This window comes from Bradyrhizobium sp. 45, assembly GCF_023073155.1.
Lineage (GTDB): Bacteria > Pseudomonadota > Alphaproteobacteria > Rhizobiales > Xanthobacteraceae > Bradyrhizobium > Bradyrhizobium canariense_D.
The window spans coordinates 332,702-346,020 of the sequence record NZ_JADPIX010000143.1; the positions used below are offsets into that span (position 1 = coordinate 332,702).

Genomic DNA, 13,319 nt, shown 5'->3' on the forward strand with positions numbered 1-13,319 from the left:
CTACTCGGCGGTGGAAAATCGATCGAGGCGCAATCGATGCCGATGATCGGTCAGAAGGCGAGCGCCTCCCGTCACGGCGGCGAGCGTCCCCAATCCCGTCCCGCCGGCGATCAAGAACATGATCAAGAGTTGATACTTGACGGCGTCGATCGGTTCGACGCCTGCAAGGATTTGACCGGTCATCATCCCCGGCAAAGAGACAAGGCCGATCGCAGCCATGCTGTTCATGATTGGCGTGAAGCCGCTTCTCAATGCGTCCCGCAGAACCGGCAGCAACGCCTGATACCGGGTACCGCCAAGAGCAAGGCAAGCTTCGACGGCGGCTCGTTCGCGCACCAGTGTATTCGTCAGCACGTCCAGGCCCAGGCTTATTCCCGTCATGGTGTTGCCCAGGATCATGCCCAACAATGGCAGCGCATAGCGCGGATGATACCACGGATCCGGACGTAGCTCCGTCAGGAGCGCGAACATCGTGACGGTACCGGCCGCCAGCAGCATGCATCCCGCTCCTAAGCCATAGCTCCAGATACCCGGCAGGCGTCGCTTTTGCCGAGCGACGATTTCCCGTGACGCGAAGAGAACCATGATGACGGCGGCGAGGGCGGTCCAGAGCGGCGAGACCGCGGCAAACAGGAACGTCAATACGTATCCAACGAGCACCAGCTGAAGCACCATCCGCACGGTGGCGATGGCCAGCTGCTTTTCAAGCTTGAGGCGGAGAGCGAGCGAGAGAGCGCCGTCCATGACGACAAGGAGCGCGGGCAGAACCAAATCGCCGTATGCCAAGTGAATGTAATTCACGGCCGATTGTCCTCGATCCCGCCGTCGGCATTCATCACAATGACCCTCGACCCGACGCGGCAGGCCTGGGCGTTGTCGTGAGTGCTCCAGACGACACTCGTTCCGTTCGAAATGCGTTCCGCGATCAAAGATTCCACTGCCGCCGTCGATGCCGAATCGAGGGCCGATGTCGGCTCGTCCAGGAGAAGAACCCGCGACCGCAGCATCAGCGCCCGCACTAGCCCCAGCCGTTGTCGCTCGCCGGTCGACAGTCTTTGGACCGGCCAGGGACCGCAACTGCACGGCAACCCCAGTCTCATGACCAGCGGTAAGGCATCATCCCAGCAGCTGAAGTGATCTTGCACGATGTCTGACCACCAGCCCGGCTCGGCAGCGAGGTAGGTCACCCGCTTGCGCCAAGCCGGAGCGGGCATGGCCTCCCTGAGCGTTCCGTCCAGTTCGACCATTCCTTCGTTGGGATCGAGGTCCGCGATCGAGCGAAGGAGCTGGGTCTTCCCGGCGCCAGAAGGCCCTTGCAGGGCGACGCATTCGCCGTCCTGCAAGTCGAATGAAACGGAGAGGTGCAAGCGCTTGAGCGCGCGGACCGTCAGCATGTGTCAAAGCTTCGCCGGAGCCGATCGGCAACTCGCCTCGCGATCTCCGCCGGCGCCTCGTCCGGATAAGGATGCACCGAGCTGACATTGATCTCGCCGAGGACATAGCTGTCGGTCCCGTCGGGAAGGACCGGACCAAGCATGAAGTCGGCGTCCCAAATCGCAGGCAGGTCAAGTCGCGCAATATCCAGCAACGACGTCAGCTGGGGCGTCCACTCGTCTTCCATCAACCGACGCAGCCGCTGGAAACGCGGCTCTGCGTTCGAGGTGTAGAGGCGCGGTCCGGCCTCGGAACGGGCGGCCGGCGAGTCGACCAGGGCTTTGACCTTGTGATAGCCGAAGCCGGCACAGCGATCGCCCGCCATGTAGCAACGCACCACGCCTTCGCTTAAGCGAGGCTGGAATGGTTGGTCGATCACGCTGCCGTTCTCGAAATACTCCGCGCAACGACGGAGAAAATCATCCAGCGTCAGTTCCTCGGGCGCGTCTTTCGTCGCGTCCAGCACCTTTATCATGGAGGAGGTCGGCAGACTCTCGACCTTCCAGACGCCTTGGCCGCCATTGCCCCGGTTGCGCTTGATCACGCGCGGACCAGCGGCGAGCCGTGTCGGCAACTCGGCGCGCATGGCCTCGGCGCTTTGATATAACGCCGTGTCGCATCCCCAGCCCATCGAGCGGGTACGATAGAGTACCTCCTTGGTGCCCATCTTGAGGATGACATCGGGATGAGCGCTGACCCACACGCCCTGAGCCGCGACGTCTCGCAGCAATGCGTCGAGACCAGCGCGATCTCGACGGTCTTGAATGGGGTTGACCCAGACCAGCACGCCGTCAATCGCGAGCAATTGTTCACGAACGTCCTCGGCGAAGCTTTCATCATAGATCGCCGGCTGGGCTTCAATGCCGACGGCGGCGAGTGCTTCGAAGACGTGTACGAAGCGGCTTTTTTGCGCCGTCGCATCCCGCCGCGCGGCAGCGTCTCCGCGTGAGAGGATGGCGACGGTGTGTCGATGAGAAGGGTGTCGTTCGATGTCCATGCGCAAGCTCCACGAATGGCGTGCTGCGCAGAGCTTGGACCGAGGCCTCACGGGGAGTCTGCTTTGTCCCCACGCAAAGGACACTAGCGGGGCCGTCCGCGAGTTTCAAGACATGGCTGGCGCGGTTCCGCGGAGCGGTGAATTCTTTGTGACGTTCGTCGGCGACTTCGGTGGGCCGCCCGAAGCCTACGCCCGTTGACAGCCGCCGCCCTCGGGTTTTTACTTGGGGTTCGGGGATGTGCGATCTCCCCGTGAGGCGACATGCCCAAGCATCGCGTCCTGATCACCAAGGGCGCACCATGTCATCATACTTTCCTCGATTGCATCCAGCAGACTGGCTCGATTTCTCGGCACGGCGTCCGCGCCGGTCGCATCGCTGTGCGCATTGATGCCCGCGGCCTGTTGCGCCGTGTTGGCACCGAGTAGGGGAAGATCGCGAAACGGACTTCACTTGGGGCAGGACAAGACCAGGAGAATGATCATGCGAACACGAGCAATCTTCCGCACGGTCCTGTTGCTTGCGATCGCGGGCGTGCTGTCGAGCGCGCACGCTCTGACACAGGAGGAGTTGGTCGCCAAGATCCAGGCGGCCGGCTACGCGCAAGTCAGCGATATCAAGTCGACGGCTGAAGGCGTCACCGCCAAGGCGGTGAAGAACGGCAAGGCGGTGACGCTGGTCGTCGACAGCAGTGGTCGGGTTAAAGAGCGAAACTAAGCCGAGGAGTAGCACGATGAAAAGAATCATCTGGGCCGTGGTCGGCATTGGCGTCTGCCTTCTTGCATTTCGCTTCGGCCCCTTCATCCCGGCATATGCCCAGGATGCCGACTGGCAGAAGGTGGACGAGACCCTGGGCCGCAAGCCCGCCGTCTCGGACGACGTCCGCCGTTTCGGCTTTCCCCGCACCGATCTCTCCGTGACATTGGACGGCGTCGCGATCAAGCCGGCGCTGGCGCTCGGTGGCTGGATCGCGTTCAAGCCTGCGCATGGCGGCGCCATGGTCATGGGCGATCTTGTGCTGCTCGAAACCGAGATCAATCCGGTGATGGCGAAGATGATCGCGAGCGGGCTCGAGATCACCGCCGTGCACAATCATCTGCTGCGTGCGAGCCCGGCGACGTTCTACATGCACGTCGCCGGACATGGCGACCCGGTCAAGCTGGCCGCGGCGATCCATGATGCCCTGGCCGAAAGCAAGACCCCGCTGACGGTCACGGCGCCGGCGAATCCGCCGCCCGCCATCGACCTCGACACGGCGAAGCTCGACCAGATCATCGGCGTCAAGGGGCAGGCGAACGGCGGCGTCTACCAGTTCAACGTGAAGCGGCGCGACCCCATCACGGAGGACGGCATGCTGTTGACGCCCGTCGCCGCCATGGGTGTCGCAATCGCCATCAACTTCCAGCCGACGGGCGCGGGTAGGGCGGCCATCACGGGCGACTTCGTGCTGACCAGCGACGAAGTGAACCAGGTCATCCTCGCGCTTCGGACGCACGGCATCGAGGTGACCGCGCTGCACAGCCACATGCTGGACGAACAGCCTCGGCTCTTCTTCATGCACTTCTGGGCCAACGACGATGCCGTCAAGCTTGCCGAAGGCCTCCGCGCGGCGCTCGACAAGACGGCGAGCACGAAGAGCTGATGCGAGGCGGGAGCTGCGCGCGAAGAGGTTCGGGGAAATGCGAGCCGGCCAAATTCACGTGCAAGTATCGCATTGCAGCACTGAAACGGCTCCGACCGTTCCGAACCCAAGCTTGTATCGGTCGTTACCGTTCTACGAACGGAGGAGGTAGGCATGCGTGTCCTAGTGATCACCGCGGCAGTATTACTGTCTTGTACGCTCAGTCCCTCACGCGCCGACGAGACGGCTCCTGCACGTCAGGCGCAGGCGACCGTTCCGGTGCAGCCGGATCGAACTCCCGAGCAAGCTGAACAGGCCCGAGACCAAGACAGGAAGAACGCCGAAGACGTTAAGATCGAACGTGATTGGAAGGCGCAAGGCGGCACCGATGGCGATCGCGCCGGCCGAGCCAATCAATCGGATCAGGATCATCAAACGGTGGGACGTGATTGGCGGGCCCGGCCAGACAACGCCGAGCGTCGTTGAGACAAAATCGAATCCTCTGCGGTCCAAGCCGACAGCGACATATATGGGTGACACGATCACGAGCACCAGCAGGTGACGAGAAGCTTGGTCGGATCCGCGCCGTCTAGTGGTTAGAAACAAAGCTTCGACGGCATTGACAAATTCGACCGGCGCGTAATATTTGCCTCACGGGGAAGCGATCTCCCCGCGAGGCGACATGCCCAAGAATCGCGTCCCGGTTTCGACAAGGACGCTGCATGTCTTCCGTTTTCCGATCCCCTCTCCAAGCCGCTTTATCCGTCTCGCGCCCGCCAGGGCCTCGCTGTCGGCGGTGGGATCACCGTGCCGACGGACTCTGCCGGGCGGGCAGCGATCGTGAACCATCCAACTCGAAATTCATCCGTGATCTCAACGGAGGACTGCCATGACCTACGTCATGAAGCCGCTGTCGTGCGACCCGAGTCGAATCCGCGGCATGTCGGACGAAGTCCATTATCGCTTCGTCTACGACCAGGACGGCACGCTTCGAAGCTATTCGATGGGCGAGCGAAGCATCTGACATAACAACTGACGATTCGGGGATACCGAGACCTCCCCGTGAGATGGAGTCCCATCCAAGCGCTCGCCACCTCGATCCGGGGACGATCATATGGACGCACTTGGCTTCGCTATCTTTGCTCTTGCCGCCCTTGCCGGTGGCTTCGTCAGCGGCTTCTCTGGCTTCGCGATGGGCCTGGTCGTCTCTGGTGTCTGGCTGCACATCATCACGCCGATCCAGACCGCCACTTTGATCGCGGGGTACGGTCTGCTCACCCAAGGCTACGGCATTTATAGGCTGCGACATGTCCTGGATCTGCGCAAGGCATGGCCTCTCGCGCTTGGAACAGTCATCGGCATTCCGATTGGCGTTGAAATTCTCGTCTATCTCAATCCCCTCTATCTGAGGTTCGGAGTCGGTGTGTTGTTGATGATTTACTCCATTTACGGCTTGGCGCGCCCTGTGTTCGCGCCCATGAGAATCGGCACCGGAGCAGACATCGCAATAGGCATCTCGAATGGGATGCTTGGCGGGTTGACGGGGCTCGGCGGCGTGATCTCCACGATATCGTGCCAATGGCGCGGTTGGCCGAAGGATTTGCAGCGGGCCGTGTTTCAGCCGGTGCTGTTCATCGCCTTCGTGGTCATCTCCTTGTCCCAGGCAGCGGCCGGCTCCATTACCAGGGAAACACTGGTGCTGTACGCGTTGGGCGTTCCCTTCATGGTCGCCGGCCTTTGGTCCGGCTTCAAGATGTTCGGGACCATCCAGGACGAGACCTTTCGCAAGGCTGTGTTGGCACTGTTGCTGTTGGCGGGGCTCTCGCTGGTCGTCTCGACCCTCCCTTTTTCCGCTGATCGATAAGGGCATCATGCTATTGAAGCGACTGGGCGCCATCGCCATCCCGAACGGACTGAACAGCGATTTCGATCACGCCGCGTTCGATCCGAAGACGCGCCGCGTCTTCACGGGGGCCTCCTCGCATTCTCCGATGAGTGATGAGTGCAGATCGAGCGCGGCAGGCCGCGCGCGAATTCAATCTTCTGCATGGGCCAGGCTTGCGCTGCCATCCATGCTGGCTTTGTTGATGGGAGGAAATGCCATGGCCGAGACCCTGAATTTCGACAGCGCTGCTGTCGGAACTTCGCCCGACGGGTGGACTTTGACGATGACCGGCAAGGGACAGCCGAAATGGACCGTCGAGGCCGAGGCTACGGCGCCAAGCAAGCCGAACGTTCTCAAGCAATCCGGACGGGCGACGTTTCCCCTCGCCATCAAGCGCGATACGTCCATCCGTGACGGCTTCGTCGAGGTGAAATTCAAGGCCGTTGCCGGCTCCGAGGATCGCGCCGCGGGAGTCATTTGGCGTGCGAAGGATGCCGACAATTACTACGTGGTCCGGGCTAACGCGCTGGAGGACAATGTCGTTCTCTACAAGACGATCAATGGCGTTCGAATGTCGCTCGAGATCGTGGGTCGCAGAGGCGGCTATGGCGTCAGCGCGCCGGTGTCGTCCGGGCAATGGCACCTGCTGCGCTGCGACTTTGCAGGAAGTCGGTTCAAGGTGAGCTATGACGGAAAGCAATTGTTCGAGGTGGAAGACGCCACCATTCCGGACGCGGGCATGATCGGCCTGTGGACCAAGGCAGATAGCGTGACCCTGTTCGATGATCTGACATATGGTGAGAGCAAATAGGCCTTTGGTCACCTATGCCGGAGATTGCCATGAACGTTCGATGCCTGTCGGTCGCGACGGCCCTGCTGATTGCGTCCATCTGCCCAGTACGGGCGGAGGAAGGTCTGGTCGCCTACAAATCGCTCGGTCCAGAACTGGCGCTCGATCTTGCGCGCGCTGCGTTGGCGAACTGCCGCACCCGTGGATACCAGGTTGCAGTTGCCGTCGTCGATCGCTTCGGCGTCACGCAAGTGATGTTGCGCGATCGCTTTGCAGGCCCTCACACGCCCTCGACGGCAGCAGGCAAGGCGTGGACAGCAGCCTCGTTCAAGACCAGCACGACCGAGCTCAATGCGATCAGCCAGCCGGGGATGATGCAGGCGGGCATTCGCAACCTTCCCGGAGCGGTCGTCATTGCCGGAGGACTGATCGTTGAAGCCGGCGGCTCCCTGGTCGGAGCGGTCGGCGTGTCCGGCGCGCCGGGCGGTGACGCGGACGAAGCGTGCGCGAAAGCCGGAATTGATGCCATACGCGACAAGCTGGACTTCTGAGAAGACGTCAAGATCGCGGTCAAAAAGTCCTTCGGCCTTTCACGAGCCTGGCGGCCGTCTGATCCACAGGGACAAGCAGACGCGCCGCCTTCGCACGCGCAGGTGTGGGGCGCTCACCGACAGGAATCGACAATATCCGATTTGTCGCGCCAACCTGAGAAGTAACACCGTCGAGCTTCCCCAACGATTGTTCTCGACAAGCCGATGTCCGCGAGAAGCCGGTCATCCAGTTCGAGAAGCTCGTCGTATTGGCGGCGCCGTGTGATGCCGTCCAGCAGCGCGAGCGTGAGTTTCCAGAACCATGCAGGGCTTGGAGAAGGAACGAAGGCTGCGCTGGATGTGCCGATTGAGCCAGTGGTGCTGTCGCAAGACATGTTTCACCTCCATAATGGAGCGAAACAACGCTTGGCTCGAAAGCTGGTCGGGCGGTTGTGTTTGACCCGATGGCCTTTTCTATCATGCTCGTCTCTGCCGCACAAGCGATCCGCTGATCTGGAAGCTGGAGGCGTCGCTGGAGTGCCGGTCATGCTGAAAGGAACGTTCGGCGCCGCCCGTCCACTGGATCAAGCTGACCGCAACGCGAAGCATCACACCCTGCAAATGAGTGTATCCGACCGAGGAGCACTGATCGGAGCGCCGCCTGATGGTTAAGATCCTCGCTCCCTCAGTGGTGCAACTGAGATCCAGATTCCGACAGAGGCATGCAACGCACGAAGCAGCACCACGGAACAATAAAAAGACTTCGCGGTTAAACGGTCTCCCCCGACACCGGAGTCGACCATTTGCAAGCCCATCAGTCAAAACTTGACGGGATCGACGATACTGCGCGCCTTCAACTGCTCATCGACGCAATCGTTGATTACGCCATCTACATGATCGACCTCGACGGCACAGTCCGCAGCTGGAACTCCGGTGCCCAGCGGTTGAAGGGCTACTCGCCCGACGAAATCATCGGCAAGTCGTTCGCATCCTTCTATACGCCAGATGATCGCACCAATGGGCTTCCAGAGCGCGCCTTGAGCGTCGCAGCACGAGAAGGCCGCTTCAGCGCCGAAGGATGGAGAGTCCGCAAGGACGGAAGCCGTTTCTGGGCATCGGTCATCATCGATGCCGTCCGCAATCAAGCCGGCGAAGTGATCGGCTTCGCCAAGGTCACGCGAGATGTTACCGAACGTCAGGAAGCCCATGAAGAGCTTCTCAATAGTGAGCGGCGCTATCGCCAGCTAATCGAGGCCGTGGTCGATTACGCGATCTTTCAGCTCGACCCACTGGGCAACGTGACAACCTGGAATCCCGGAGCAGAGCGGATCAAGGGCTACGCGCCGCCGGAGATCATCGGTCAGCATTTTAGCGCTTTTTACACGCCCGAAGACATCGAACTCGGTGTGCCCAAGCGTGCGCTTTCAGAGGCGGCGGAGCATGGTCGCTTCGAGGCGGAAGGCTGGCGTTTGCGAAAAGACGGCTCCCGCTTCTGGGCGTCGGTCATCATCGATCGCATCACGGACGAGGCCGGAAACATCGTCGGGTTTGCCAAAGTCACGCGCGACGTTACGGACCGGAAGCGCGCCGAGGACGAGCTCAAGCACGTTCAGGAGCAACTCGCCGCATCCCAAAAGCTGGAAGCGGTGGGGCAACTCAGCGGTGGCATCGCGCACGACTTCAACAATCTGCTCATGATCGTCCTTGGCAATCTCGAAACAGCTGAGCGGCACGCCAAGGCGCCCGGAGCCAATCTGAACCGGGCGCTCGCAAACGCGAAGCGCGGCGCACAGAGAGCCGCGGCGTTAACCAGTCGCTTGTTGGCATTTTCGCGCCGACAAGCGCTCGATCCCAAGCCAATCAACGTAAACAACTACGTCAATGGCCTGCAGGAATTCCTTCAGCGCACGCTCGGAGAGCGCATCGAAGTCCAGACCGTCGGAAGTGCGGGTCTTTGGGAAATCGAAGCCGACGCCAATCATCTGGAGTCAGCCATCGTCAACCTGGCAATCAACGCTCGTGACGCCATGCCCGACGGCGGAAAGCTGACTTTGGAAGCAGCCAACATCTCCGCCGACGATGATTACTGCCGGCTCAATCCTGAACTGGCGCCCGGTCAGTACGTCGCCATTTGCGTGACTGACACCGGAGGCGGAATGTCGCGCGACGTTCTCAGTCACGCTTTTGAGCCCTTCTTTACGACAAAGGAGCCGGGCCACGGCACCGGCCTTGGCCTGAGCCAGGTCTACGGCTTCGTCAAGCAATCCGGAGGCCACGCAAAAATCTACAGCGAGGTGGGGCAGGGCACCACCATCAAGATGTACTTTCCGCGCTTCTCCGGAAGCACACGGCCCGAAGAAATCGCACCTGAGGAAATTGCCGAGGGTGAGCTATCCGAGACCGTTCTCGTCGTCGAGGACGATGAGGATCTGCGCGTCTATATTTCTGACGTCCTGCGGGATCTCAACTATCGCGTCCTCTCGGCCCGCAGCGCTCAGGCCGCTCTGACCATTCTCCTGCAAGACGACTCGAAGGTGGACCTTCTTCTCACTGACGTGGTCATGCCGGGGATCAATGGTCGCGAACTCGGCAGGCGCGCGCATCAAATTAGACCGGGACTGAAGATCCTGTACATGACGGGCTATTCGCGTAATGCCGTGGTCCATCAGGGAAGGCTTGATGAAGGTGTCAACCTGCTGGAGAAGCCAATCTCGCAAGCAAAACTGGCGCTGAAGGTGCGAGAGATTCTGGATCAGTTTGAATGACCAGGGTCTGACCAGCGGTACTATCCTGACCGCTGGCCGGCGGCGGCCACCGTAGCACCGTCCGTTCTCTGGGGCCTTAGCCGTCATCCCTTCCCTGACTGCCTGGTGCCTCAACGGGCACCAGGATTCCCATACTGCGCTCACCCTGAGGGAGTGGATCGGTAGCCGGACTTCCCCGCTTGACCTTTTTTCGCGCCGTGAGATTTTTAAGGGTCCGAAAAAAGCCGGGGGCGGCGATGAAACTGTTGAACGAATACCTGGAGCGTGCCGTCGGTCTGGAGAAATTGGCGGCGGGCGAGCAGGATTCGACCTTCAAAACTCAGCTGTTGAACCAGGCCGCGGCTTACAGAAAGCTGGCGGCAAAGCGCGCCTTGGAATACGGACTGCCGCCACCAAGCCCGCCAGAAGACCCGCCGCAGCCCTGAGAGAGTTAAAAGATCGATCTGGATCAGGGCCGCCTGCGGCCGTGCGGCTGGTCAGCGAGGGCGACGAGGCCCGGTGACGCATCCTCCAAGAGTATGTCGCGGGCTTTCGCGAATTGATCGGGAAGTTGCGCAAGAAGCTGCACTCCCGAAGTCGAGCTGACATCCGTTGGGCGGGGGACCCTTGCTCCCTGTGTTCAAAATGGAACATAACTCTTTATCGCGAGTTCCTTCCCGATCGCACAGCGGGGTGCGCAGGGGGCCAGCATGCAAGGGACGGGAGTTACTATCCTCGTCGTCGAAGACGAACAGCTTATCCGCGACATGGTGGCCGACGCATTGTCAGATGGCGGCTTTGAAGCCGAAGTCGCCGTCAGCGGGGAGGATGCAGTTAGTCTTCTGCAGGGCAACCAAACCAAGTATCGCGCACTCGTTACCGATATAAATTTGTTCGGAAAGCTCGATGGCTGGCAAGTCGGCCATCGCGCCAGGGAGCTAAATCCGGACATCTCTGTGATTTACATGACAGGCGCGGCGGCCGATCAATGGCCCGCCCACGGCGTGCCCAACAGCATCTTGCTGACCAAGCCATTTGCACCTGCGCAAATCGTGACCGCCGTAGCTCAACTTCTGAATACCGGAACTCCGCCCGCTCAGTCCTGAGGGGAGTGGACGAAGCCTTCTCCGACCGAGGCAGCCTTAGTTCTTCGTCAAGGGCTTGGGCGGCTCTTCGGCCATGGCCTCGACATCAATGGCAGGAAGCTCGCCAGTGCGGTCTTTCAGGTCTGCCGCACGCTGGACCAAGCCAGCAGCGACCGTGGGATTTTTTGTTGTTTTTGCCATGCGCAGCAATGCCGCTGCGGCCTCACGGGCGAACTGATTTAAGCGCGACACGGTTGGACATCCGACACTTAGCTGACGTGGAATGATTCAAGGGTCGAATATTCGTTCCGAATTCGGCTTAAAAATGCGCGCACGACACAAGAAGGGCTTCAGCTCGGGGCTGGGCCAGCTGAGGTCCTTCGTGTGTCGGCACCACGTTATTGGAGCGCGGTTCCGAATGATGCCCAACTAAAGAGGTGGTTCTTGGTTCCCGGTTATCAGCCCAAATTTCGAGAAAAAAACGGGCCCCAGCTCGCGGGGCTATTGGGGGGCATGGAGCTGGGGCCACTCGGGGTCGCCCTTGGGGAAGGGCATCGGGAAAACTTGGCAATCGCAGGAATGTTCCTGTCTTTTCCAAAGAGCGAGTGTGTAGATCAACCGCACGGCCGCGACTTGAGACGTCCTCGTGAAGGACTTCATGACCCCCTGAGCCCCGGTCCTCCGGGGACACACCGCGTTGCAAACTCGCTATGATGGATCGAAGCCGCGCAGAGTCGTTGGGCGACCAGTCCTGCAATAGTGAGAGGCGCGGTGATCCACAGCGCTACGAAACCAAGGCGTGTGCGCTGTCGAATTCATACGAAAGGGCCAGATCCGGGCGCGACGCCCCCGGGACTACGCGCCCACATCGCAAGACGGCGATGCTCGGTCTGACTTAACGTACGTGCCTTATTCGGACACAGCGAGAACGGTCAGGCCCCTGGTGCGCTTGTGGGGCGTCTCGAAGTCGATCCGCTGCCCCGGCGATAGGCCGATCAAAGCCGCTCCAACAGGCGTCAGGACCGAAATCCGACTGAGCTCGATGTTTGCCTCATGCGGATAGACCAGCACGATCTCTCGGCTCGCACCCGTCTCGTCATCGCGATAGGTCACTTTCGATCCCATCCTGATCACGCCTCGCAAGTTGTTCTCGTCCGTCACCGTGGCACGTTCCATCTCTCGAGCCAGAAAATGGGCCACTCGCGGAAACAGATCCATGCTCGAATTGGCCAAGGAACTGAGGCGCCGTGATTCGTCCTCAGTAATCTTGATCGGCGGCAACGCCGACTGTTCTCGCCGGCTCTCAGCTTCGAAATTGCGCATTGGTCGCTCCTATGCTGCAGTTGGTCCGGGGTCGTCATCGAACGGGTTGCCTGACCGCGTCGGCCCTCTCCGGAAGAATGGGACGACCTTTGAATCCGATGGGGTCAGGCTTTGGACCCTGACGACATTCAGACATCCGGCGACGAAGTACGGCATCTGATCGCCGACCCGCAGTCCGATCAAAGCTGTACCCAGCGGGGTCAACACCGAAATGCAGGCGGGATCCGACCAGCACTCCTCGGGCCAGACCAGTTGCACGGTGCGACGCGGAACGCCCCAATTCGTGCAATGGGTGACCCATGATCCGATCGTCACGAAAGGACGGACGTTGTCCGTTTCGTCCGCGACGATATCGGCGCGGTTGATTTCGCCCATGAGGAATATCCCGTCCAAATCTCCTTTTTGGACGGCGAGGCGGGCGAGCTGTTCGAGCCGCGGATAGTCTGATGAGGTCAGTGCGATTTTCGGAAGAGGCAGCACGGCGCACTCCTTCTGCTTCAAGACGACCTCTCGAGTGGAGGTCACGAAAGCTGGAAAAGAGCCCGGACGGCGCGAACACCGTCCGGCTAACCGCCTGCTTGGAGGCGGCCGGCGTGAAGAGCAAAACGCGCGGTGCGCGCATCAATGTCGATGTCATAAGCCATGTTGCTCTGACTATAGTGGTTCATTTCCCTGGAAACATTGCGACGAAACCGCACAGCACCTGTACACGCGAAATATCGAGAGGAGACAAGGAGCGTCATTGAAGTGAGACATCGAACAATCACGCGGGTCTACCCAGCTGCGCAAGAACGTGCGTCGAAGATTACATCGCGTGGGATGGACAGGCTGACGTTGCTGCAGGCGAACGCTCTTGTCGCACCGGTAGGCCCCGGGCGGCGGTTTGACGTGAATGTGAGCCGTAGTTCTACA

Annotated in this window: 17 protein-coding genes; 10 read left to right on the forward strand and 7 right to left on the reverse strand. The window is 60.6% G+C overall.

Annotated features, from left to right (window positions below; genetic code table 11):
• The 3 genes from fetB to IVB42_RS34065 are packed head-to-tail and all read right to left on the reverse strand — an operon-like array spanning nt 1 to nt 2,431.
• Complete coding sequence (gene fetB, locus IVB42_RS34055) at nt 1-801, reverse strand: iron export ABC transporter permease subunit FetB (RefSeq protein WP_018458507.1); 801 nt, start codon at nt 799-801, stop codon at nt 1-3.
• The gene (locus IVB42_RS34060; protein WP_018458508.1) at nt 798-1,394 is read right to left on the reverse strand and encodes an ABC transporter ATP-binding protein; all 597 of its coding nucleotides are present in this window, start codon (nt 1,392-1,394) and stop codon (nt 798-800) included. The genes fetB and IVB42_RS34060 overlap by 4 nt, the downstream gene beginning before the upstream one ends.
• Nucleotides 1,388-2,431, reverse strand: a complete 1,044-nt coding sequence (locus IVB42_RS34065) for a Cj0069 family protein (protein ID WP_026233598.1) — start codon at nt 2,429-2,431, stop codon at nt 1,388-1,390. Before IVB42_RS34065 ends, IVB42_RS34060 begins: the two co-directional genes overlap by 7 nt.
• 481 nt (nt 2,432-2,912) lie before the next feature.
• Between IVB42_RS34065 and IVB42_RS34070 the strand changes: the two genes are divergently transcribed.
• The 7 genes from IVB42_RS34070 to IVB42_RS34095 all read left to right on the forward strand — a co-directional run bounded on the left by IVB42_RS34070 (nt 2,913) and on the right by IVB42_RS34095 (nt 7,276).
• Nucleotides 2,913-3,146 (forward strand): hypothetical protein, encoded by a 234-nt coding sequence (locus tag IVB42_RS34070; protein ID WP_026233600.1) that lies wholly within the window; start codon nt 2,913-2,915, stop codon nt 3,144-3,146.
• A 16-nt stretch (nt 3,147-3,162) separates the two neighbouring features.
• A complete protein-coding gene (locus tag IVB42_RS34075; RefSeq protein WP_018458514.1) occupies nt 3,163-4,071 on the forward strand; it encodes a DUF1259 domain-containing protein in 909 nt (302 codons plus the stop codon).
• Between the two features lie 153 nt (nt 4,072-4,224).
• Nucleotides 4,225-4,536: a conotoxin gene (locus IVB42_RS34080; protein WP_240543400.1), complete on the forward strand. Its 312-nt coding sequence runs from the start codon at nt 4,225-4,227 to the stop codon at nt 4,534-4,536.
• Between the two features lie 403 nt (nt 4,537-4,939).
• Nucleotides 4,940-5,074 carry a hypothetical protein gene (locus tag IVB42_RS42100; RefSeq protein ID WP_018458516.1) on the forward strand — a complete coding sequence of 45 codons (135 nt, stop codon included), beginning with the start codon at nt 4,940-4,942 and terminating at the stop codon, nt 5,072-5,074.
• A gap of 90 nt (nt 5,075-5,164) precedes the next feature.
• Nucleotides 5,165-5,914: a sulfite exporter TauE/SafE family protein gene (locus IVB42_RS34085; RefSeq protein ID WP_018458517.1), complete on the forward strand. Its 750-nt coding sequence runs from the start codon at nt 5,165-5,167 to the stop codon at nt 5,912-5,914.
• 238 nt (nt 5,915-6,152) lie between these two features.
• Nucleotides 6,153-6,746, forward strand: coding sequence for a hypothetical protein (locus IVB42_RS34090; protein ID WP_039800453.1), 594 nt, complete (start codon nt 6,153-6,155; stop codon nt 6,744-6,746).
• A gap of 29 nt (nt 6,747-6,775) precedes the next feature.
• Nucleotides 6,776-7,276, forward strand: coding sequence for a heme-binding protein (locus IVB42_RS34095; RefSeq protein ID WP_026233603.1), 501 nt, complete (start codon nt 6,776-6,778; stop codon nt 7,274-7,276).
• A gap of 113 nt (nt 7,277-7,389) precedes the next feature.
• On the opposite strand, the gene IVB42_RS34100 is transcribed toward IVB42_RS34095, so the two are convergent.
• Nucleotides 7,390-7,650, reverse strand: a complete 261-nt coding sequence (locus IVB42_RS34100; RefSeq protein WP_083926524.1) for a DUF1127 domain-containing protein — start codon at nt 7,648-7,650, stop codon at nt 7,390-7,392.
• 408 nt (nt 7,651-8,058) lie between these two features.
• Between IVB42_RS34100 and IVB42_RS34105 the strand changes: the two genes are divergently transcribed.
• The 3 genes from IVB42_RS34105 (at nt 8,059) to IVB42_RS34115 (ending at nt 11,105) form a co-directional block, all read left to right on the forward strand.
• Nucleotides 8,059-10,020, forward strand: a complete 1,962-nt coding sequence (locus IVB42_RS34105; RefSeq protein WP_247300173.1) for a PAS domain-containing sensor histidine kinase — start codon at nt 8,059-8,061, stop codon at nt 10,018-10,020.
• Between the two features lie 236 nt (nt 10,021-10,256).
• On the forward strand, nt 10,257-10,445 hold the full coding sequence (locus IVB42_RS34110) for a hypothetical protein (RefSeq protein ID WP_018458521.1): 189 nt from the start codon (nt 10,257-10,259) through the stop codon (nt 10,443-10,445).
• A gap of 264 nt (nt 10,446-10,709) precedes the next feature.
• Nucleotides 10,710-11,105 (forward strand): response regulator, encoded by a 396-nt coding sequence (locus IVB42_RS34115; protein ID WP_085352290.1) that lies wholly within the window; start codon nt 10,710-10,712, stop codon nt 11,103-11,105.
• Between the two features lie 36 nt (nt 11,106-11,141).
• Here the strand turns inward: IVB42_RS34115 and IVB42_RS34120 are convergent, their stop codons facing one another.
• The 3 genes from IVB42_RS34120 to IVB42_RS34130 all read right to left on the reverse strand — a co-directional run bounded on the left by IVB42_RS34120 (nt 11,142) and on the right by IVB42_RS34130 (nt 12,908).
• A complete protein-coding gene (locus tag IVB42_RS34120) occupies nt 11,142-11,336 on the reverse strand; it encodes a hypothetical protein (protein WP_026233604.1) in 195 nt (64 codons plus the stop codon).
• 657 nt (nt 11,337-11,993) lie between these two features.
• A complete protein-coding gene (gene rnk / locus IVB42_RS34125) occupies nt 11,994-12,407 on the reverse strand; it encodes a nucleoside diphosphate kinase regulator (RefSeq protein WP_039800433.1) in 414 nt (137 codons plus the stop codon).
• 9 nt (nt 12,408-12,416) lie between these two features.
• A complete protein-coding gene (locus IVB42_RS34130) occupies nt 12,417-12,908 on the reverse strand; it encodes a GreA/GreB family elongation factor (RefSeq protein ID WP_018458525.1) in 492 nt (163 codons plus the stop codon).
• Nucleotides 12,909-13,319 lie beyond the last annotated feature (411 nt).

Coding starts and splice junctions, on each gene's coding strand:
- IVB42_RS34060 (WP_018458508.1), bottom strand. CDS start 1,394: ATGCTGACGGTCCGCGCGCTCAAGCGCTTGCACCTCTCCGTTTCATTC.
- IVB42_RS34065 (WP_026233598.1), bottom strand. CDS start 2,431: ATGGACATCGAACGACACCCTTCTCATCGACACACCGTCGCCATCCTC.
- IVB42_RS34070 (WP_026233600.1), top strand. CDS start 2,913: ATGCGAACACGAGCAATCTTCCGCACGGTCCTGTTGCTTGCGATCGCG.
- IVB42_RS34075 (WP_018458514.1), top strand. CDS start 3,163: ATGAAAAGAATCATCTGGGCCGTGGTCGGCATTGGCGTCTGCCTTCTT.
- IVB42_RS34080 (WP_240543400.1), top strand. CDS start 4,225: ATGCGTGTCCTAGTGATCACCGCGGCAGTATTACTGTCTTGTACGCTC.
- IVB42_RS42100 (WP_018458516.1), top strand. CDS start 4,940: ATGACCTACGTCATGAAGCCGCTGTCGTGCGACCCGAGTCGAATCCGC.
- IVB42_RS34085 (WP_018458517.1), top strand. CDS start 5,165: ATGGACGCACTTGGCTTCGCTATCTTTGCTCTTGCCGCCCTTGCCGGT.
- IVB42_RS34090 (WP_039800453.1), top strand. CDS start 6,153: ATGGCCGAGACCCTGAATTTCGACAGCGCTGCTGTCGGAACTTCGCCC.
- IVB42_RS34095 (WP_026233603.1), top strand. CDS start 6,776: ATGAACGTTCGATGCCTGTCGGTCGCGACGGCCCTGCTGATTGCGTCC.
- IVB42_RS34100 (WP_083926524.1), bottom strand. CDS start 7,650: ATGTCTTGCGACAGCACCACTGGCTCAATCGGCACATCCAGCGCAGCC.
- IVB42_RS34110 (WP_018458521.1), top strand. CDS start 10,257: ATGAAACTGTTGAACGAATACCTGGAGCGTGCCGTCGGTCTGGAGAAA.
- IVB42_RS34115 (WP_085352290.1), top strand. CDS start 10,710: ATGCAAGGGACGGGAGTTACTATCCTCGTCGTCGAAGACGAACAGCTT.
- rnk (WP_039800433.1), bottom strand. CDS start 12,407: ATGCGCAATTTCGAAGCTGAGAGCCGGCGAGAACAGTCGGCGTTGCCG.